The following is a 22182-nucleotide window of genomic DNA, read 5'->3' as shown; positions in this document are numbered from 1 at the left end:
ATAATAGCCAAATAAGATCGATACTATGAAGGATTCAAAAGTGAAATCTATTTTTTTTATCAGGCTTGTTATCGTCATTGTTTCCTTTGCTATTCCTAATGCACTAGCAATAGATACTATTAAGTTATTAAAGCCTTTTGCAGAGAATGATAAAAGGTCGCAACATAAAAATGAAGTGATACTCAAAGCACTAGAAATCACTGAAACTGAATTTGGCCCATTTCATTTTGAATATGTTGATATTAATATGACCCCCTCAAGAGCGCTCATTTCTCTCAAAGAAGGACAACTCATCAACACATATATCGGACCGGACACTCAATCGTGGGAAAATAGCGTCATCACGATTAAAATTCCGATTAGGTTGGGGCTATTAAGCTATCGACTTTTACTGATCCATAAATCCAACCTCCCTTTGTTTGCTAGCGTTAACAACAAAGAAGCGTTAAGTGAACTCAATGCGGGACTTCAATATGACTGGGTTACAACCACCGTATTTAAAGAAAACAGTATGAAATTCACAACGTCGCATAAATTTGATAGCTTATTCGAAATGTTAAAACAAACGCGCTTTGACTATATTCCAAGAGCAGTTTATGAAATTTATGATGAGCTCAATATGCGTAAATCTACATTAGCAGATATCATCATAGAACCCACACTAGCATTACATATTCCTATGGCGACCTATGTATATGTATCTCCGCAAGAGACTCGTCTAGCAAAACGGATAGAATTAGGCTTACACAAGTTAATAGCTAACGGTGACATAAAAAAAATATTAGATAAGTACTACGCCAAAGATATTAGTCGAGCTAACTTAAAGCAACGCCAAATAATCCATATAAGTAATCCATCGTATAATGATAAAGACATAATTAAGTACAAAGATGTATGGCGTGAGTATTAAGCTAATTTAGAGTTCTGAGCGTTTCACTACTCTTTTTTAATAACCGTTACTTGTCCTTTCATCATAGGGTGAGGTCCACATTCATATAGAAATACTCCCGCTTGTTTAAAACTGCGTTGATATGCTTCATCAGGAAAAAAATAGTCGGGCTCTTCTTTATCAAACTGCTTAAACCAAACATTATGGTATTGACGTTTTTCAATGTTTTTCCATATAACAATATCACCTTCTTCAATGATAATTTCAGCAGGTATATATTTCTTTTTATAGATCTCAACAATAACTTCTTGTGAAAATAAATTATTAGAAAGTAAAAATAAACAAATAAATAATAGAATACGCATAACAACCTCACTTTATTTCATCTTAATAAAAACTCAGTCTACTGATAGACCTATTTACCTTCTCATTCACACTCACATTCTTTACACGCTTTGGAATAAACCCACGTTTAACCATATTCTTAAAATACATGTCGAACAAAAAAAACTATTTTACTGTGATACGCGTGTGTTGGAGTGAAATAATCATGCATTGTAGTTTACATATTTTTTTATTAAACGAGTTAATCTAGATCAGCGTTTAGCAAAATACTTTGTGGTAATATTTTGGCTCAGTGCTTTTAATTTAATAGAAAATAGAGAAAACCATGGAAAAATCACATTACTTTTACCGTACAGTAGTTTTCACCCGTAAAGCAGGCATTATTGCCCTAGCCGACATCAATAATCCAACCGAAAGTACCGCACTAGAAGAATGGTTTGGTGTGGTAATTTCACTGGCAGATGGTAAACATACCTTGCAAGAATTAACGGACTTTATGGCAAAGCAATATCAACAAAAGCCAGAACGTTTAGATGATACGCTTGAGTCAGTCATTGAACGTTTAGTCGAAAGTAAAATGCTAAAATTAAGTGAGAATGCAATAGAACTGCCTTATTATTTAGCCGCCCCCATTGAACAATTAGATATTGAAAAAGCTCAAAAACTCATTATAGAAGATGGTTACACAGTACATTAACCACAATGATTAATTATATATTTCATGATATTAAAGTTATAGAACGAGTATTTTCTAATGACCGAAAATAAAGCCTTAGCACTTGCCCCACTAATAACCCCTTTTGCTTTTACTTTTTATGCTTATATTTCTGATATACCGGGATTTAATATGGATACTGGCCTATTTGACTTTTTAGGACTTTTTTTAGGGTTAACGTTAGCTGCCATTCCTGTTGCTTATATTTATATGTTTTTTATCGGTGGTAAATTCTGGGGAATGATTAAAAGAAGACGGATAGTTAATTTTTTCACTATAGTTTTTGGTTCTATCTTTGTAGCAGATATCCCAATGTTATTTATTTGGCCATTAGCAAAAGGAAATGAGTTCTATTTGACCTTGCAATTATTTTCATTTGTCGGACTAATGGTTGGTCTCAATTGTTGGTTTTTAATCAATTTAGATAAGTTAAAAGCAAAATTCGATAGAAATACCTAAGGCAAAAATGAATTACCCTTGCGTAAATAACGCCACAACAAGTATTAACATTAAGATCCAAAAACCAGAAAGCAATTGCCAAAACAATACTTGAGATTTATTTTTGGTAACCTTAGGATCATCCAACAAATAAGTTGGATTAGGTTTTTTGAGATCTTGAATGAACTCTGGAATATTATCGTAACGTTGCTCAAGGTCAAAACTGACGCCTCGCGCTAAGGTACGGTCAAACCATATAGGAATAATAGGGTTTGCTACTGTTGCAGATATATAGCGCAAACGATCATATTCAAACGCCGTTTGACACTCCTCAATTTTGTCACCATACGGTAATTTACCCGTAAAAATTTCATATGTAATCGTAGCCAATGCATATAAGTCACCTTGAATACCGGTATTTTTACCTAATAAGTACTTGGGATCAGAATACGTCGCTGTCCCTAAAACGCCTTCATGCTCTAAAGGAATAAAGACCTCTGCTAACCCCGCAACAAATACAGATCCAAAGTCCACTATTTTTAATTTTAGCTCGTCATTTACTATGATATTTGCCGGTTTGAGATCTTGATGGATAGTTTCCATTTTATGGAAATCAGATAAGCCCATAGCTATTTGCTCGACTATTGCAATAGCAATTTTGGGTTTAGGAAAATGGTTTTTCTGCATCCATTTATCCAATGAAACACCATGTACGTATTCCATTAAATAATACAAACAAGTCCTAGGTCGCTGCTGCTTAATAATATTCACAACATAATCGCTGTTTATGCGTTTACCAATCCACTCCTCTTGAATAAATCGGTCAATATAACCTGTATCCTCTTCAAAATTAATTGAGGGTGTTTTCATGACCATTTGTTCACCCGTATCTATGTCTTCAACTAAATACAGTTGACTACGACTACTGGCAAACAGCTCTTCAAGTACTTTATAACCATCAAGCGTTATGCCTTTATCAAGCGGCGGCGGAAAAGGTAAACGTGTGAGTTTTGAGTTGTAATCATTTAAACTTTCGTTAGGCAATGACGTTATTTGACATATAGAGCCACTAATATTGTCATCGCTACCGTTATCTAAAGCCGATTGAACTAAAGTTTCAATTCGCGCTTGGCATGACTGTTCGGCTGACATGATCTTAGCAATCGTCTCGAAAGATAAAAAGTCATGAATACCATCAGAGCTTACTAAAATAATATCATCAGCTTCGAGCGTAAATTGGCTATAATCAATTTGAATAGAATTATCCATCCCCATAGCACGGGCAAGGAAGCTTCGCCCAGAGCCAATACTCGCAACATGGTCTCGAGTTAACTGCTTTAATTCTCCACCACGAAACAAATAGGCACGGCTATCGCCGGCATGAAAGAAATGCGCTATACGCGATTTTAAGACTAACGCGGTAAACGTAGTTAAATAACCTTTTTCTTCACTGGTAAACTCATGACTGCGTTTAAACAATGTTAAGTTAATACTCGAAAGAATTTTCTGCCCTGCATGTTTAACCGACCAAGTTTCAGGGGTTTGATAATAGTCGCTGAAAAAACGTGTAATTGCGGTATGACTTGCTTCTTTACCGCCTTCAGCACTACTAACGCCATCAGCCACTGCAAGCACAATACCTTTACCTTCAAGTACCGTAAGCTCTTCAGGCACTAAAAAACCAACCGCATCTTCATTGTTATCCTTTAAGCCTTGAATTGAATGGCTAGCAATATCAACTTGTAGTTGGTTGGTTTTGGGCATAGTTTCTTCTTTTTTTATATAAACTTTAGAGTGACTATTGTACTAAATAGCTAAAAAGGCAATAAGTAACTGTTTAGCTTTAAGCTGTATCATTCAATTTAAAGAAAAAAGCACGGAGTTGACGGTAGTCAATGAGTACTTTTGACGCCTAAATTGGGCGATACAGCAACAAGATGAATAGTTACTTTTAGTTGACGTCTATTAACTCTACCGTCCCATCTGCATTAACCTCTGCCATGTGACCTTTAGGCTCAGTTAAAAACATAGTAGCAAAGAAAATTACACCAAAGAGAAGCAGCAATAACCATGAAGAAAGTTGAGTAGTCAACAAACGATAATACGGTTAAGTAAGTTACTGCTCCAACATTACCATATGCGCCGCCCATTCCAAAGAATTTGACCTGTCATACGACGTTTAACAAGAGGGACAATTGCAAATACCGCACCTTCTCCTGCTTGCACGAAGAAAGAACAACACATAGTTGCTATTACCGCTAAAGGAATAGCCCAAGCACCAGTAACTTGGCTAAGCACCATGTAACCGATAGCCAATCCACCAACCAAAATCATTAGCGATTTACGACGACCAAATTTATCACTAAACCAACCACCGGTTGGACGAGCGACTAAATTCATAAACGCAAAACCAGACGCTAACATACCCGCTTGAACTGCACTTAAGCCTTCAAACGTTTCTAAAAAGAATAATGGTAACATAGACACAACGGCTAATTCTGAGCCAAAAGTTACAAAATAAGACAAATCTAAAATAGCAACTTGTTTAAATTCATATTTTTCAATGTCTGCAACACCGTGAGTTAAGTTTTCTTTATTCACTCGCCAAATTGAATGAACCTGTACTGCAAATAATACAACTAAGCCTATCCACATAATGTACATGGTTTCAGCTGTTAACAATTTCACACCTGAAGGCGATAATTTCCATGCTAATACAGCAAGGGCAATATACATTGGGATATTCATGAATAAGTAAAAGTAAAAATCTTTCCAACTAGTAACTTCTAAGCCTCCAGATTTTTTTGGTTTGAAATAGGTTGAACCTTTAGGTGTATTACGTGCAACAATATAAAAAAACACACCATAAACACCGAATAATCCCCGTTAAACCAAGCGCATAACGCCAACCGTCATCACCACCAAACATTAACGCAAGCGTGGGCAAAGTCATTGCGCCCGCAGCGCTACCAAAATTCCCCCAACCTCCATAAATACCTTCCGCAATACCAACTTGCTTAGCGGGGAACCATTCTCCTACTAAACGAATACCAATAACAAAACCCGCACCAACAAAACCCAGTAAGAATCTAAATAGAGCTAATTGCTCAAAGCTATCTGCCATAGCAAAACCAGTACAAATAAAAGCAGAGCTGATTAATAGACAAGAATAAATAATTCTAGGGCCGTATTTATCCACCAATATGCCAATAACAATACGCGCGGGTATGGTTAATGCTACGTTTAAGATCATTAATGCTTTAATTTGTGCGCTTGATAAATCAAATGCTTCTTTAATAAACACCAATAGTGGCGCATGTGAAAACCATACAACAAAGGTTAAGAAAAACGCAAACCACGTGACGTGTAGCATTTTTATTTTAGGATCTGCAAAATTGAGCAGATTCATTTTTCCATCGTGAGACATAGTACTAACTCCCGCGCTATACAATTAAAAAGTAGCTATATCTAATAATGTAGTCATACCTAAAAGTGATAATGCGCTTACTTACGTTAAGTTTAAAATTTAATTACAATTTGATTGTCGTTATTCTGCGCCTTTGTCACTTTTACTTTATTGACTTATGTCAACAAATTTATTGTCTCTAAAGTACGCCATAAATAAATAAGGTTTTTTAAATTAAAATTTGCGTTAATCTATAATGACAATAACAAAAGTTTAAACTGGCTATTACACATAAAGAGATACCATGGAAATCCAACAAAAACATGCATATAGAGCTCTAACTCTCTCTACTCTCGCTTTCGCCGCGTGTTTTTCAGTATGGACTTTATATTCAATTATTGGCATTGAAATAAAAGCTAACTTAAATTTATCAGCAACTGAGTTTGGTTTACTTTTAGCCGCACCAATTTTTACAGGTGCTATTTTCAGAATACCTATTGGTTATTTATCTGAAATTGTGTCTTGTAGAAATTTATTTTTTTGGCAAATGTTATTGACTGTGCCCCCACTTTTTTATTTACCCTATGTTGAAACGTTTACTGAATATATATTGCTCGGTTTTATATTAGGATTAAGCGGTGTTTCATTTACCATTGGCATTCGCTATGTAACAGACTGGTTTGATGGAAAAAAGCAAGGCTTTGCGTTAGGGGTATTTGGCGCAGGTAATACAGGCGCTGCAATTACTCTCGTGTTAGTACCTTTTATAGTTGATGCCTACGGGTGGCAAGATATTGGCCCATTGTATGGATTTGGCATGTTAGCGATGGCTATTATTTTTAGGTTTTTCGCCCCAGAAATTAGCCAATATTACCAAGAAAAGAAAAATACCAATCTCGCCTTTCATTTAGCTCCCCTTAAAGATCTTCAAGTATGGCGCTTTGGTTTGTATTATTATTTTGTATTTGGCTCTTTTTTAGCGCTGATTCTATGGTTGCCTCAATATTACATGGAGGCATATAAGTTATCGCTAAAACAAGCTTTAGCCTTAACATTACTCTTTGTTACTACTTCAAGTATGGTAAGAGCTGTTGGAGGTTGGTTTGCTGATAGATTTGGCGCACGTACCGTTAACTGGGGAGCTTTTTGGATTTGTATGGTTTGTCTATTTTTCCTCAGTTATCCGCCAACAACCATGATCATTCATGGTGTGAATAAGAATGTTGAAGTTTCGTTTGCTGTTAATGTTTGGTTATTCACTTTCCTAATTTTTGTTATTGGTATAGCCCAAGGTATTGGTCGTGCGAGCGTTTATAAAATCATCTATGATTATTACCCCAATCATATGGGTAGTGTTGGTGGGGTTATTGCTGCGGTGGGTGCACTAGGGGGCTGCACTTTACCAATATTGTTTGGTATAGCAGTTGATATAATTGGTGTTTATAGTGCCTGCTTTATGCTGTTATACGGTGTATTAGCCCTATGTATGGTGGCAATGTACTTAGCATTACAAGCTGAGCGTCAACAAAATTTACTCAAAGAAGCGCTTGAAAATAACTTTTTAGAACGAGATTAAGTGAGTTTCAATCAGCGCCTCGTAAATGAATAAAGAGAACAAGGCATCTAGAAACTTAACTTATGGTCAACTGCCCACATGGCGGCCTCTACTCGACTTTTTAATTCCAGTTTTTTGAATAAGTTTTTATTGTGCACTTTCACAGTAGATTCTGCTATACCAAGTTTACGCGCTATTTCTTTATTGCTCTTACCTCCTGCAATAAGTTTCAAATTTTCTAATTCACGGGGCGTTAAGGTTTGAAGAATGTTTGTTTGCTGTTGAGGTCGTAGCGAACGCGCTAAAATTTGAGTAAGTGGCTCGCTAATCACAAATTCACCTGAAATGGCTTGGTTTATTTTCTCTATTAACTCTTCTGGCTCGCTATCTTTAAGTAAATAACCGTCAGCATTAAATTTTAGCGCCTGCAGCACATCAGTTTCATTGTCAGAAACACTAAAAATAATAACTTTAGCACTCACATTTGCTCGCTTCAACGCACTTAATGTTTCTATACCACTTAACCCTTTCATGTTCAGATCAAGTAAGACTAAGTCTGGAACATGCTCAACAGCAAATGAAATAGCTTCATCTCCCGAATTAACTTCACCGATTACATGAAGATTGTCTTCCAAAGATATAAGTTGGGCAACACCTTTACGCAGCATAGGATGATCGTCCACCAAGAGAATATTCGCTTGTTTCATATGTTTTTCTTCTGTTTCAAAGGACGTGATTATCCTTTTAACCTATTGATTAATGAAAAAACTCAAAACTAATGATACTACCCCGCTCTTCGCGATTAGCAATATGAATTTTTGTATTGAGTGATTTCGCTCTTTCTTGCATTATCCCTATCCCAAAATGTCCGTGATGATTATTTTTTTGTTCTAAAGTCGATTCTGGGAATCCTTTGCCATTGTCCCATATTTTAACCGTTACTTGGGTATCTTTTAGCTTGATAGAAATACCCGCAATTGTTGCTTGAGCATGACGATGAATATTAGATAACGCTTCGCGTACAATTTGTAATAAATGAATTTCTTGATTGGCACTAAGATAATTAGCCGGTAATTGATAATCAAACTCTATGGTATGTTGGCACTTAGCACTAAACTCTATCACAGTACTGGCTAAAGCACTTTTAATAGAAGGATCATCTAGTTTCAATCTAAACGTAGTTAATAGTTCTCTCAGTTGAGAATAAGCGCTATTTAATCCGTCTTTAATATCATTAATCGTTTCTTCTAGCTGAGTTTGCGGCACTTGTTTTTGCATTTTGCGTGTTAACAAACTCATTTGTACTTTTAAATAAGATAACGATTGTGCTAATGAATCATGAAGCTCCCTGGCGATAACAGCGCGCTCTTCTACAATCACTAAACGGTTTTCACTGGTTCTTTTTTGATCTAGCTCGATAGCAGTGGCCATAATATTAGCCATCCCCTGCAAGATCTGCTTTTGCCAACCACACGCTTGTTTATTTTTAGGTAGTTCCCAGACTAAATAACCAAATAGCAGACTACCTTTCTCTAACGCAAACTTATGATAATTATTACAAATAGTATCAATGGTAACATTTTGACTATTAATCACATCAATAATCAAATTATTGTGTTTAGCATCCGTTATCTCAATATTAATTTTTCCATAACCAATTAGTGTTTGTAGTTCTTCAATGATATGGTGATTTATTTGATAAGTTGGACTGTCTTGCTCTGAGAGCGTATAACCCGCTAAGTTATGAGCAGCCCGATATAAGAGATCTAACGACTTATTGCTTCGAGTAAGTTCGAGTGTTTTAGTATCAACCCTATGTTCAAATTCTTGATAGGTTAGTTTTAGTTCATCTGACATTTGATTAATAGTATGTGCTAAAACTCCCAGTTCATCCTGCTTATCATAACGAGCTTTAACCGAAAAATTACCTTTACCAACTTGCTCGGCAATATTGACTAATTCTTTTAACGGCACCAATACCGCGCGATTTAACTTAATTAAAACAAAACTTGCCGTCAATATAACTAGCAACAAACTAATCACTTGAATTAAACGCAATAAACTGAGTTTTTTTTCAGATTCTAGCTGTAATAATTGAACGAGTTTATCTAATACCAGAACAAATTGATCAAAATTTTTCGACTGCTGAATTAGTGCGTTTATCGTTATAGAATCTTCTCGAAGATTTTCATCGTTGAAGTTAGCCCATAACCGTAAAACGGTCTCTTTATGTTTTGCCAGTTCAGATTGGTCATTTTCATTATTAATACTATTGCCTGATAATAAATGAGACAGTCGAATATTGAAATTTTCAACTTCGGTAATAACTTGTTTTTTATCCTGCTCAGCTTGTGTCAGCTTATAGGCAAAAGCAGCTCTCGAAATGCGTATTGCTTGCATTCTTAAGGAACCCGCATTATTTATTTGTGCCGCATCGCCATTTAAACTTTCGGTCACTAGCATAGAACTGATCATACTGACTAAGCCAAGAGTGATAATAACCACCATTATTTGTCCTGCGCGAGCAATGAGTGAAGAGCTTGAGTCGGCAAAGTCTGTTGTAGGGTGAAATTGTTTCATTAATTTGCATGACCAAATGATTAACAGGAGAAATACCTGCTTAAAATAATACGCAAGTTTATAGTAAATACCAAACATTTTAGTGACTACTACCAAATAGTCATTTATTACCTTTACTGATACAAGATCAAAAAAATAAAAATAAACCAAATAAAATACAATAACTTAAAAAAAACCAAACATACCACCAAAGTGGTACACCATGGCCATCCATGCATGGACAGTCTGTAACACATTGATCCAGATCAAGTGCTCAAAGAATGCGTATTGGTATTTTAACCTCAGTAGAAAAATCAAATCCTTTTATAACATCGATAACCTAGTTTTAATTCGGTTCATATGGTTGAACCGCACTGAATTTATTTCAACAAATCCTGATAAGTTGGAGAAGACAATGTCAGATATTAAAGAATGGGACGTGGAAGATCCCAAGTTTTGGGAAAGCAAAGGTAAAAAGATTGCCACACGCAATCTTTGGCTTTCAATACCAAGCTTACTATGTGGTTTCGCAGTTTGGCTATATTGGGGCATCATTACCGTTCAAATGTTAAACCTTGGCTTTCCATTTGCAAAATCAGAACTATTTACGCTAATGGCTATTTCGGGTTTAACTGGCGCAACGTTACGTATTCCAAGTAGCTTTTTTATTCGATTGTGTGGTGGTCGAAATACCATTGTTTTCACTACAGCCTTATTAATGCTTCCGGCAATTGGTACAGGTATCGCACTACAAGACATGAATACACCATTATGGGTCTTTCAAGGGCTTGCGCTTTTATCTGGTTTTGGCGGTGGTAACTTTGCCTCTTCAATGTCAAACATCTCTTTTTTCTACCCTAAGAAACAACAAGGTTTGGCACTTGGCCTAAACGCCGGTTTAGGTAACTTTGGTGTTACTACAATGCAAATTTTAGTGCCATTAGTAATGACCTTTGGTTTATTTGGTGGTGAACCAATGCAACTGGTTAATACTTCAGGGACCTTAATTGGTAAAATTCCGGCAGGCTCTGATGCTTGGATCTTCAATGCAGGCTACGTATGGTTATTATTTTTAATCCCGCTTGCGATCGTTAGTTGGTTAGGTATGAACAACATACGTGCATCACATGTATCACCAGATGCACCAAATGCCGTTGTTTCTTTTGGTATAATTACAGTTATGTTACTCATAGGCTTCATCACTGCAACGACTGGTTTGTGGTTAATGTTGCCAGAAAGCGTTAATGGTTCTGGTTTTGGTGTGCCAAAAGAAATGGTGCTAGTTGGCGTTGTTGGCGCCACGGTCATGTTATTAAAATTCTTACCAGGAAAGATTCGTACTAACCTTGAGCATCAGTACAAAATATTTAATAACCCGCACACTTGGGTGATGAGTATCATTTATACCATGACCTTTGGATCCTTCATTGGTTTTGCCGCTGCCTTTCCCTTGTCTATAAAAGTTATTTTCGGCTATCAACATATCATGGTGGACGGTGTTATGACACACGACACAATTAATTCAAATGGCCCTAGCGCACTGATGTATGCATGGATGGGTGCATTTATTGGCGCATTAATACGCCCTATTGGTGGTTGGATGGCCGACAAAATGGGTGGTGCTAAAGTAACTCAGTATTGTTCTATCGTTATGGTCGCCAGTGCATTAGGCGTGGCATATTTCATGAAAGCGGCTTACCAAAGCCCCAATCCTGAGCAATATTTTGTAGCATTCTTCATTTTATTCTTAATTTTATTCGCCGCAACGGGCATTGGTAACGGTTCAACTTTCCGTACTATTTCAATGGTATTTGATAAAGAACAAGCCGGTCCGGTATTAGGTTGGACGTCAGCAGTAGCCGCTTACGGTGCTTTTTATATCCCTAAAGTATTAGGTGAACAAATCAAACTAACAACACCGGAAAATGCGCTCATTGGTTTCGCAATATTCTACGCAGTGTGTATTGGTATTAACTGGTGGTTTTATTTACGTAAAGGTGCTGAACATGACAACCCTTAACTATTTAGGTGATATTTAAGAGAGTTGTGTTAGGTCAACTCTCTTTTTACCTAGCATTTATGGTTCAGCTTAGCTTCCAAATGACAATAAAAGTAAAAGACACATTGTATAAATATCAACCTAAATAAAAGCGTCTATACTTAAAATTTTTATAATCGACTTTGTCAGTTAACAGAGCATATTAAAAAATAACTGATATCACTTCAACGGAGAAAAAAGATGAGTAACTTTCTTGATCGTCTACAATTTCTTAAAAAGAAAACAGGCGAATTCAGTGACGGACATGGTGATACCACCAATGAAAGTCGTGAATGGGAAAACAGCTATCGCCAACGCCGGCAACACGACAAAATCGTACGCTCTACCCATGGGGTAAACTGTACGGGGTCTTGTTCTTGGAAAATTTACGTAAAAAATGGTTTAGTAACATGGGAAACTCAGCAAACTGATTATCCACGTACTCGTCCAGACTTACCCAACCATGAACCACGCGGCTGTCCTCGTGGCGCAAGTTACTCTTGGTATTTATATAGTGCTAATCGTTTAAAATACCCAAAAGTACGTAAACCCTTATTAAAATTATGGCGTGCGGCGCGTGCAACACAAGATCCTGTTGATGCATGGGGCTCAATCGTTGAAGATGAAGCGAAAACTAAATCGTATAAATCAAAACGTGGTTTAGGTGGTTTCGTTCGTTCTTCGTGGGAAGAAGTTAACGAAATTATTGCTGCAGCTAACGTTTACACTACAAAAACTTATGGCCCTGACCGTGTTATTGGTTTCTCGCCAATTCCGGCAATGTCGATGGTTTCTTATGCGGCCGGTGCTCGTTACTTGTCACTTATTGGTGGTGTTTGTTTAAGTTTTTATGATTGGTATTGTGATTTACCTCCTGCCTCTCCAATGGTTTGGGGTGAGCAAACCGATGTGCCAGAGTCTGCTGATTGGTATAACTCTAACTACATCATTGCTTGGGGTTCTAATATTCCTCAAACACGTACGCCTGATGCGCATTTCTTCACAGAAGTTCGTTATAAAGGAGCTAAAACAGTTTCTATTACACCAGATTACGCAGAAGTATCAAAACTTACTGATGAATGGTTAAACCCTAAACAGGGTACAGATGCTGCATTAGGCATGGCTTTTGGTCATGTAATCTTAAAAGAATTCCATTTAGAAAACCCCAGTGAATATTTCACAAATTATGTTCGTCAGTATACCGATTTCCCAATGTTGGTTATTTTAGATAAGCATGATGACCTTGCAGTTGCTGATGGCTCTGCATTTGTTTCTACACGCTTCTTACGTGCGAGTGATTTAGCCGGTGATTTAGGTCAAGAAAACAATCCTGATTGGAAAACTATTGCGACAGATGAAAACACTAACGAGCTAGTTTCACCTACGGGGTCTATCGGCTACCGGCATGAAAAAGGTAAGTGGAACATTGATCAACGTGAAGGTAAATCTGGCACTGAAACTAAACTACAACTTTCTCTTATTGGTGATAACGATAACGCTACGCAAATAACACCTGTAGCTTTCCCACACTTTGCTGCTGATACTAGCAACAGTGCCTGGGTCAAGGTTGTGATCAAGAAGCAATTCAAGTTCGTAACGTACCCAGTAAAACCATTGTTGGTGCCGACGGTAAAGAATACTTAGTCGCGACTGTTTACGATTTAATGATGGCTAACTACGGTATTGACCGTGGCTTAGGTGGCGGTAACGTTGCTTCTAGCTATGACCAAGACATTCCTGGCACGCCCGCTTGGCAAGAAAAAATTACCGGACTTGATCGTTCAAAAGTAATCAAAGTTGCCCGTGAATTTGCTGACACAGCGAATAAAACTCATGGTAAAGCCATGATTATCGTTGGCGCAGCAATGAACCATTGGTATCACATGGACATGAACTATCGTGGTTTGATCAATATGGTGATGATGTGTGGTTGTGTTGGTCAATCAGGTGGCGGTTGGTCACATTATGTGGGGCAAGAAAAACTACGCCCACAAACTGGTTGGCAGCCACTAGCGTTTGGTTTGGACTGGTCTAAGCCACCACGTCAAATGAACGGTACTTCTTTCTTCTATAACCATTCTTCACAATGGCGCCATGAAAAAGTCAGTATGCATGAAGTATTATCGCCATTAGCGAAAAAAGCAGACTTCGCTGAACATCAGCTTGATTATAACATCAGAGCTGAACGTATGGGTTGGTTACCTTCTGCACCTCAAATAAACCGTAACCCTTTACAGTTTACTAAAGATGCACAAGCCGCGGGGATGACTCCCAAAGATTTTGCGGTACAAGAGCTTAAATCAGGTAATTTAAAATTTGCTAGTGAAGCACCTGACGCACCAGAAAACTTCCCTCGTAACATGTTTATCTGGCGTTCAAACTTATTGGGTTCTTCAGGTAAAGGTCACGAATACATGCTTAAATACCTTTTAGGTGCTAAAAGACAAAGTGTATTGAACGAGGACAATGGTGTTTCTGGCGGCATAAAACCTGAAGAAGTAGAATGGGTTGATGAAGGCGCTACCGGTAAATTAGACCTGGTAACTACGTTAGATTTCCGTATGTCGTCCACCTGTATGTACTCTGACATTATCTTGCCAACTGCGTGTTGGTATGAAAAAGATGATTTAAATACCTCAGATATGCATCCGTTTATTCACCCATTATCAACAGCGGTTGACCCCGCATGGGAAGCAAAATCCGATTGGGAAATCTACAAAGGCATTGCTAAGAAATTCTCTGAAGTGTGTGAAGGTCATTTAGGTGAAGAAACAGATTTTGTTACAGTACCTATGCTGCATGACTCTCCTGGAGAACTTGCACAACCTTTTGATGTTCAAGATTGGAAAAAAGGCGAGTGTGATTTAATCCCAGGTCAAACAGCACCAAACATGATCGTAGTTGAGCGTGATTATCCTAACACATATAAGAAGTTTACTTCGTTAGGGCCACTACTTGATTCATTAGGTAATGGCGGTAAAGGTATTAACTGGAATGCTGATGACGAAATCTTGTTATTAGGTCAGTTAAACCACCTAAATACGGATGAAGGTATCAGTGAAGGTCGCCCAATTATCGAATCTGCCATTGATGCTTGTGAAACTATCTTAACCTTAGCCCCTGAAACTAACGGCAGTGTCGCGGTTAAAGCATGGGCAGCATTAGGTGAGTTTACTGGTATTGACCACACACATTTAGCTAAACCTAAACAAGAAGAAAAAATACGTTTCCGTGATATACAAGCACAACCGCGTAAAATTATCTCTTCTCCTACTTGGTCTGGTTTAGAAGATGAACATGTTAGTTATACCGCCGATACACTAACGTTCATGAGCTTGTACCATGGAGAACCATTACTGGTCGTCAACAGTTCTATCAAGATCACAAGTGGATGCAAGCTTTTGGTGAACAATTAGTGTCTTACCGTCCACCGGTTGATACTAAAACAACTGAAATGGTTAGAAACTCTAAACCAAATGGTAATAAAGAGATCGTATTGAACTGGATCACGCCACATCAAAAATGGGGTATTCACTCAACTTACTCTGACAATTTATTGATGCTCACTCTATCGCGTGGTGGTCCAATTATTTGGATGAGTGAAGTTGATGCCGCAGAAGCGGGTCTTGAAGATAACGACTGGGTTGAAGTATTCAACGCGAACGGCGCTATTGCTTGTCGTGTTGTTGTTTCACAACGTGTCATGAAAGGTATGACCATGATGTACCATGCACAAGAGCGTATTGTTAACGTACCAGGTTCTGAAATGACAGGTACACGTGGTGGTCACCATAACTCTGTTACCCGTATCATTATGAAACCAACCCATATGATTGGTGGTTACGCACAACAAGCATGGGGCTTCAATTACTACGGCACCGTTGGCTGTAACCGTGACGAAATGGTTGTAGTACGTAAGATGGACAAAATTGATTGGTTAGATGATGACGGTTTTGAAGCGTCAAATACTGAGCAATTACCGCGTCCGCTACCAACTAACCCAGATGAAGCTTAAGGCTGAGAGGATTAACAACATGAAAATTCGTTCTCAAATAGGTATGGTACTTAACCTTGATAAGTGTATCGGGTGTCATACTTGTTCAATTACATGTAAAAACGTATGGACGTCACGTGAAGGCGTTGAATACGCTTGGTTCAATAATGTTGAAACTAAGCCTGGCATTGGTTACCCGAAAAATTGGGAAGACCAAGACAAATGGAATGGTGGTTGGGTTCGTAAATCTGACGGTAACATCGAACCCAAAATTGGTGGTAAATACCGCCTATTAGCTAGTATTTTTGCTAACCCGAATATGCCTGAAATCGACGATTACTATGAACCGTTTGATTATGATTACCAACATTTACATACTTCACCTGAAGTAAAACATCAGCCAACGGCTCGTCCGCGCTCTGTTATTTCTGGCAAACGTATGGAAAAAATTGAATGGGGCCCAAACTGGGAAGAAATTCTTGGCAGTGAGTTTGAAAAACGTTCTAAAGACAAAAACTTCGATAACATGCAAAAACAAATGTATGGTGAATTCGAGAATACATTTATGATGTATTTACCACGTTTATGTGAACATTGCTTGAACCCCACTTGTGTCGCTTCTTGCCCGTCTGGCGCTATTTATAAGCGTGAAGAAGATGGTATTGTATTAATCGACCAAGAAAAATGTCGCGGCGGCGTATGTGTATTTCTGGTTGTCCGTATAAGAAAATTTACTACAATTGGAAATCTGGTAAATCAGAAAAATGTATTTTCTGTTATCCACGTATCGAAGCAGGGATGCCAACTGTATGTTCTGAAACTTGTGTTGGTCGTATCCGTTACTTGGGCGTAATTCTTTATGATGCTGACAAAATCAAAGAAGTGGCGTCTACGCCATCTGAAACTGATTTATATGAGAAGCAGCTTGAAGTATTCCTCGATCCAAATGATCCTGCGATTATTGCCCAAGCACGTAAAGATGGTATTGCTGATTCAGTGATTGAATCTGCTCAAAAATCTCCAGTTTATAAACTAGCAATTGATTGGAAACTCGCATTACCTTTACATCCTGAGTATCGTACTTTACCTATGGTTTGGTACGTACCATCTCTTAGCCCTATTAATAGCGCAGTTGAGTCAGGTAACTTAGCCACCATTGGCAAAGCGGGGGTTATTCCTGATATTCGTAGCTTACGTATTCCGTTGAAATACTTAGCTAACTTATTGACAGCCGGTGATGAAGAGCCTGTAGCTCGTGCACTCGAACGTTTACTTGCTATGCGTGCTTATAAGCGTGCAGAGAATGTAGAAGGCGTTGAAGACTTACAAGTTCTCGCAGATGCTTTGGTTTATCGAAAAAACAAGCGGATGAAATGTATCGTTACTTAGCAATTGCTAACTACGAAGACAGATTTGTTATTCCAAGCGGACATCGTGAAATGAACGTTCCTGAAGCCTACGGCGAAAAAAGCGGTTGTGGTTTCACTTTTGGTAACGGCTGTAGCGATGGTGAAAATGGCGTTAACATGTTTGGCGGCAAAAAAGTTGCCAAACGTGACGTTATTAAAACCGTAAACGTAGGGTAGGTGTTATATGTTAATTCTTAAAGTTATTTCACGGTTACTTGATTATCCAACAGTTGAGCTATTTGCGGCAAAAGACGAACTTGTAGCAATTGTTGAAAAAACCGATGAATTATCACAAAAAAACCGTACCGAGTTGGTAGATTTTATTTGCCAACTCACGTCTAGAGACATTTTTGATGCACAAGAAAGCTACGATCTGTTGTTTGATCGTGGTCGTGCATTATCACTACTTTTGTTTGAACACGTGCACGGCGAATCTCGTGATCGTGGTCAAGCCATGGTAGATTTAATGAATGTTTATAAAACTAACGGTTTTGAAGTCAATTCATCACAACTACCCGATTACATTCCGCTTTACTTAGAGTTTTTAAGTGAGCAAACACCTGAGTTCATTGAAGAATGGCTTGGCGATATTTGTCACTTATTAACCATGTTATCAGAGCGACTAATAGACAGAGAATGTTATTATTCAGTTATTTTTGATGCACTCATCGATATTTCAGGTCAAGAAGTTGACCGCAAAGAAGTGGCAGATGCGGTGAAGCAAGAGGAGCGCGATGATACAGTCGAGGCTATTGATAAAGAATGGGAAGATAAAGAAATACGTTTTGATGATCCTATGGTAGGTGACTGCTCATCGGCGTCAGGAATACAAAGTTCTAAAAATTCACTCGATCCAAATACTGTTCATCAGGTGCCGATTAAATGGCACGATGCTGATGCAGCAGAAGTATCAGGACTGTAAGGAAGAATACTTATGTCAAATTTAAATTTTTTACTTTTTGGGATATATCCCTACATAGCTATTGCCGTGCTTTTCATTGGGTCTTGGATCAGATATGACCGTGAACCCTATTCTTGGAAAGCCGACTCTAGCCAATTATTAGATCAAAAAGGTTTCCGCTTAGCGAGTAACTTATTCCACGTTGGTATTATTTTTGTACTTTGTGGTCACTTTGTTGGCTTATTAACACCCCATGCTATTTACCATGCCTTTATTTCAACTGCTAACAAGCAATTACTTGCCATGGTAAGTGGTGGTTTCTTTGGTGTTTTGTGCTTAATTGGCTTAGTGATGTTACTTAAACGTCGCCTAACTAATCCACGTGTTCGTGCAGTATCGAAGACTTCAGATATCTTTATTTTAGTATTGTTGCTAGTGCAATTATTACTAGGGTTAATGACTATCTTTGCTTCGATGAGTCATTTAGATGGTTCAGTCATGGTATTGTTAGGAAACTGGGCGCAAAGCATTGTTACTTTACAAGGAGTTGCAGCTGCAGAAGCTATATCTACCGTCGGTGTTATCTATAAAATGCACATTTTTGTTGGCTTAACTATGCTCTTGGTATTCCCATTCACACGTTTAGTGCATGTGATCAGCGTACCAGTAAAATACTTTGCACGTAATTATCAAATAGTTCGTCAAAGATAGTTTAGAACACTTAGTTAGTTAAGCTGATTGAGTAAAGGCGATTTTCATTAATGATTATCGCCTTATATTAAAATGAATATTACCAAGTTGATTACGTTATTTTTCACTAATAATCATCATATTGGTTCTGTCATGTAAATATGGTTAAAGGATTTACCTGTTATAAATTTCTTGTACTAGCAATTTATAACAATAAATACAGAGTTGACAATAAACACCAACCAACAATAAAGCATTTACCCATATTTATTTAACAAGCATATTTAAGATAAAGAGTAATATTATGAGCAGTTCATGTGGAACAAGTGATCCAACCACCCCATCAAAAGAACAATTACCTGTGATTACCGTTAATGGTGTTGCAATTCCAGAAAAAGACTTAGCCAATGAGTTACAGTATCACCCCAATGCAAACTTTGCTGTTGTAGTACAACAAGCAGGCCAAGCCTTAGTGATCCGTCAATTGCTAATTAATGAAGCGAAGAAACATGGTTTACTTTCTTCCTCAGCAGAATCATCAAACGAAGAAGAAGCGATACAAAAAGTAGTTGAAAGCAATATCAGCTACGAAGCACCTAATGAAGATATTTGTCAGCGTTATTACGAAAACAATAAAGAAAAATTTATGACCATGCCGCTAATGGAAGTGGATCATATTCTACTGGCTGCGGCTAAAGACGATATTGAAGGCCGTGATGCCGCAGAAAATAATGCAAAAGTCATTATTTCACAGCTTTTACAAGAAATTAAAAATGGTGAACCTTCAAGTTTTGCAGCGCTTGCTAAAGAATATTCAGCTTGCCCATCAAAAGAGAATGGTGGCAACTTAGGTCAATTGAGTAAAGGCCAAACGGTTCCCGAATTTGAACGTCAGCTTATGCTATTATCAGAAGGTATCAGTGATAAGGCTATCGAAACGCGTTACGGTTTTCATGTAGTTAATATCAACCGTAAAATTGAAGGTAAACAACTTGAATATGATATGGTCAGTGATAAAGTTCGTGGTTATTTAATTAACAGCGCATCACATCTAGCCATTCAAGCTTATATTCAGTCTTTAGTTGAGAAAGCTGATATTCAAGGCGTACCAATTAAATTCAGTGATGAGAATATTCATATCTAACTAATGTAAATTTTCAAGATACGTTATCACCGTAATTTATTTTCCTTGTGAATAAAATGGCGCACAATAGCGCCATTTTTGTAAGTCTTTTACCCGTTATGTATCGTTGTCAATTTTATGTCGGTGTTATGGTTCTAAACGTTAAGTTTATTCTCGCATCGAACACTTTTTTTGTTGGCGGTAAACGATGTAACCAATGCTGTTGTGTTATCCCCTTCATTACTAATAAACTGCCTGGTTTTAAGTATAAAGAAATAACATCCTTACTTTGTTTATGTTTAAAAGCAAATTTACGCGTAGCACCAAGGCTTAATGAGGCAATGGCACCATGTTTTTTCAAGTCAATTTCGCCATCGCTGTGCCAAGCCATGCCCTCTTCACCACTATGATATAAATTAAGCAAACAAGAATTATAATTTTCGTTAGTCTGCTGCTCGACCAAAATTTTTAACGCCAATAAATTCTGTGTCCAAGGCAAAGCTCGTTTTGTGATATTAGAATACGTATATTCGAAGGCTTGATCGGCATACCAAGCAACTTTCCTTTTTGTTTCAATGTGCTTGCCAAAAATAACGGCTTGGTCACGCCGCCAATCAATTTCATTCAATAAGGCAATGAAATAATCGTTCGACGCTTTCACCGGTAATATTTCACCGTAATAATTTACTAGTCCGTCTTTAGGTAAAATATTAATCGGCTCAGCTAACGTTTGTTCAAATAAGTCCATCACAACCTTCTTTATCAACCCCAAAAGCACAAAACTATGCAAATAATACACTGTTATAATATACAGTACCCTAGTAATTGTACATCATTAAAAAGCTTTGCTATGATACTTTACATATTGTATACAATTATAAGGTTTTCATTATGACTATCGGTGTTGGAGGCTCTACTATTGAAATAGAGCTTAATAAATTATCTAATATGACAACGGATGTTATTGCTATTAGCGAAGCAGAATTTCGAGATCGTATTAACAAAGCACAACAATTGATGCGCGAGCAAGGTGTCTGTGCCTTGTATTTAGATGCGGGCACTAATTTGCATTATTTTACTGGCTTAAAATGGTATAAAAGCGAGCGTATGGTGGGGGCTATTTTAACCGCTGAAGGGGAACTAGAGTTTATTGCACCGCATTTTGAAGAAGGTTCATTGCGAGAAAATATGCTTATTCAAGGTAATTATAACGGCCGGCATGAAGATGAAAGCCCTTATGAATTATTTGCTAATATTTTAACGCGTAAAGGTTTTACCCAAGGAAAAGTCGCCATTGATGAATCGGCTGCTTTTTTTGTTTTTGATGGTTTACGTAAAGCAGCTCCCGCTTTTGAATATAGCAATGGTGCCGATATTTCCGCGCCATGTAGGCAAATTAAATCCCCCGCTGAAATTGCTTTGATGCAAAGAGCCAAGGACATGACTATTGAAGTGCATAAAGCTGCCGCACGTATTTTACATCCTGGAATAAGTACAATAGAAGTGACCAATTTCATTAACGATGCCCATAAGCGTGTAGGCGCTTCAGGTTCTTCTTTTTGTATTGTATTATTTGGCTTAGCGACGTCCTTTCCTCATGGCGTAAAAGATCCACAAACATTGCAAGAGAATGACTGGGTGTTAATTGATACCGGTTGTTTATTACATGGCTACAATTCTGATATCACACGCACATACGCTTACGGTAAAGCAACCGATGAACAACGAGTTGCATGGCAGGTTGAAAAAGATGCCCAAGCAGCAGGTTTTGCTGCCGCCAAATTAGGCTCAGCCTGTGGTAATGTTGATGATGGGGCGCGTACTGTTATCGCCCAAAATGGTTATGGTCCTATTTATGAACTACCCGGCTTACCACATAGAACCGGTCATGGTTGTGGTTTAGATATTCACGAATGGCCCTATTTATTACGTGGCAACCAAACGAAACTTGAGACTGGTATGGTTTTTAGTAACGAGCCAATGTTGGTTATTCCAGGTAAGTTTGGTATTCGATTAGAAGATCATTTTTATATGGGAAAACAAGGACCAGTATGGTTTACAGAGCCATCACATTCTATTGATGATCCTTTTGGTTTAGAAGCGTAATCACCACTAAGCGG

At 37.8% G+C, this 22182-nt stretch carries 14 protein-coding genes and 3 pseudogenes; 11 read left to right on the top strand and 6 right to left on the bottom strand.

Annotation, left to right across the window (positions count from 1 at the left end):
- The first annotated feature begins 40 nt into the window (after positions 1-40).
- Complete coding sequence (locus tag L3081_RS05640; protein WP_242284080.1) at positions 41-910, top strand: hypothetical protein; 870 nt, start codon at positions 41-43, stop codon at positions 908-910.
- Between the two features lie 26 nt (positions 911-936).
- On the opposite strand, the gene L3081_RS05635 is transcribed toward L3081_RS05640, so the two are convergent.
- Positions 937-1254: a cupredoxin domain-containing protein gene (locus tag L3081_RS05635; RefSeq protein WP_242284078.1), complete on the bottom strand. Its 318-nt coding sequence runs from the start codon at positions 1252-1254 to the stop codon at positions 937-939.
- A gap of 305 nt (positions 1255-1559) precedes the next feature.
- On the opposite strand from L3081_RS05635, the gene L3081_RS05630 reads away from it, so the two are divergent.
- Entirely contained in the window at positions 1560-1931 is a 372-nt protein-coding gene (locus tag L3081_RS05630) for a hypothetical protein (RefSeq protein ID WP_242284076.1), read from the top strand.
- A gap of 57 nt (positions 1932-1988) precedes the next feature.
- Positions 1989-2408, top strand: coding sequence for a hypothetical protein (locus tag L3081_RS05625; RefSeq protein ID WP_242284074.1), 420 nt, complete (start codon positions 1989-1991; stop codon positions 2406-2408).
- 12 nt (positions 2409-2420) lie between these two features.
- Here the strand turns inward: L3081_RS05625 and L3081_RS05620 are convergent, their stop codons facing one another.
- Together L3081_RS05620 and L3081_RS05615 are read right to left on the bottom strand one after the other, a co-directional pair.
- Positions 2421-4151 carry a bifunctional protein-serine/threonine kinase/phosphatase gene (locus L3081_RS05620; protein WP_242284073.1) on the bottom strand — a complete coding sequence of 577 codons (1731 nt, stop codon included), beginning with the start codon at positions 4149-4151 and terminating at the stop codon, positions 2421-2423.
- A gap of 187 nt (positions 4152-4338) precedes the next feature.
- A pseudogene (locus L3081_RS05615) lies at positions 4339-5814 on the bottom strand (NarK family nitrate/nitrite MFS transporter).
- 283 nt (positions 5815-6097) lie between these two features.
- Between L3081_RS05615 and L3081_RS05610 the strand changes: the two are divergent.
- Complete coding sequence (locus L3081_RS05610; protein WP_242284071.1) at positions 6098-7369, top strand: MFS transporter; 1272 nt, start codon at positions 6098-6100, stop codon at positions 7367-7369.
- 47 nt (positions 7370-7416) lie between these two features.
- On the opposite strand, the gene narL is transcribed toward L3081_RS05610, so the two are convergent.
- Together narL and L3081_RS05600 are read right to left on the bottom strand one after the other, a co-directional pair.
- On the bottom strand, positions 7417-8055 hold the full coding sequence (gene narL / locus L3081_RS05605; protein ID WP_242284069.1) for a two-component system response regulator NarL: 639 nt from the start codon (positions 8053-8055) through the stop codon (positions 7417-7419).
- Between the two features lie 49 nt (positions 8056-8104).
- The gene (locus L3081_RS05600) at positions 8105-9928 is read right to left on the bottom strand and encodes a histidine kinase (RefSeq protein WP_242284067.1); all 1824 of its coding nucleotides are present in this window, start codon (positions 9926-9928) and stop codon (positions 8105-8107) included.
- A gap of 394 nt (positions 9929-10322) precedes the next feature.
- Here L3081_RS05600 and L3081_RS05595 point away from each other — a divergent pair, with 394 nt between their 5' ends.
- The 6 genes and pseudogenes from L3081_RS05595 to L3081_RS05555 all read left to right on the top strand — a co-directional run bounded on the left by L3081_RS05595 (position 10323) and on the right by L3081_RS05555 (position 20083).
- A complete protein-coding gene (locus L3081_RS05595; protein WP_242284065.1) occupies positions 10323-11927 on the top strand; it encodes an MFS transporter in 1605 nt (534 codons plus the stop codon).
- Positions 11928-12146: 219 nt separating this feature from the next.
- Positions 12147-15960 (top strand): annotated as a pseudogene (locus L3081_RS05590) (nitrate reductase subunit alpha).
- A gap of 19 nt (positions 15961-15979) precedes the next feature.
- Positions 15980-17525 (top strand): annotated as a pseudogene (gene narH, locus L3081_RS28020) (nitrate reductase subunit beta).
- 7 nt (positions 17526-17532) lie between these two features.
- The gene (gene narJ / locus L3081_RS05565; RefSeq protein ID WP_242284062.1) at positions 17533-18270 is read left to right on the top strand and encodes a nitrate reductase molybdenum cofactor assembly chaperone; all 738 of its coding nucleotides are present in this window, start codon (positions 17533-17535) and stop codon (positions 18268-18270) included.
- 12 nt (positions 18271-18282) lie between these two features.
- Positions 18283-18960 carry a respiratory nitrate reductase subunit gamma gene (gene narI / locus L3081_RS05560; RefSeq protein WP_242284060.1) on the top strand — a complete coding sequence of 226 codons (678 nt, stop codon included), beginning with the start codon at positions 18283-18285 and terminating at the stop codon, positions 18958-18960.
- A 283-nt stretch (positions 18961-19243) separates the two neighbouring features.
- Positions 19244-20083, top strand: coding sequence for a peptidylprolyl isomerase (locus tag L3081_RS05555; RefSeq protein WP_242284058.1), 840 nt, complete (start codon positions 19244-19246; stop codon positions 20081-20083).
- 115 nt (positions 20084-20198) lie between these two features.
- Here the strand turns inward: L3081_RS05555 and L3081_RS05550 are convergent, their stop codons facing one another.
- The gene (locus L3081_RS05550) at positions 20199-20810 is read right to left on the bottom strand and encodes an alpha-ketoglutarate-dependent dioxygenase AlkB family protein (protein ID WP_242284056.1); all 612 of its coding nucleotides are present in this window, start codon (positions 20808-20810) and stop codon (positions 20199-20201) included.
- A 143-nt stretch (positions 20811-20953) separates the two neighbouring features.
- Between L3081_RS05550 and L3081_RS05545 the strand changes: the two genes are divergently transcribed.
- Positions 20954-22168 (top strand): M24 family metallopeptidase, encoded by a 1215-nt coding sequence (locus tag L3081_RS05545; protein WP_242284055.1) that lies wholly within the window; start codon positions 20954-20956, stop codon positions 22166-22168.
- The last annotated feature ends 14 nt before the right edge of the window (positions 22169-22182 follow it).

Source organism: Colwellia maritima, from assembly GCF_022669015.1.
Taxonomy (GTDB): Bacteria; Pseudomonadota; Gammaproteobacteria; order Enterobacterales; family Alteromonadaceae; genus Colwellia; species Colwellia maritima.
The sequence above is the reverse complement of the archived record's forward strand: the minus strand, read 5'-3'. Positions and strand labels throughout refer to the sequence as shown.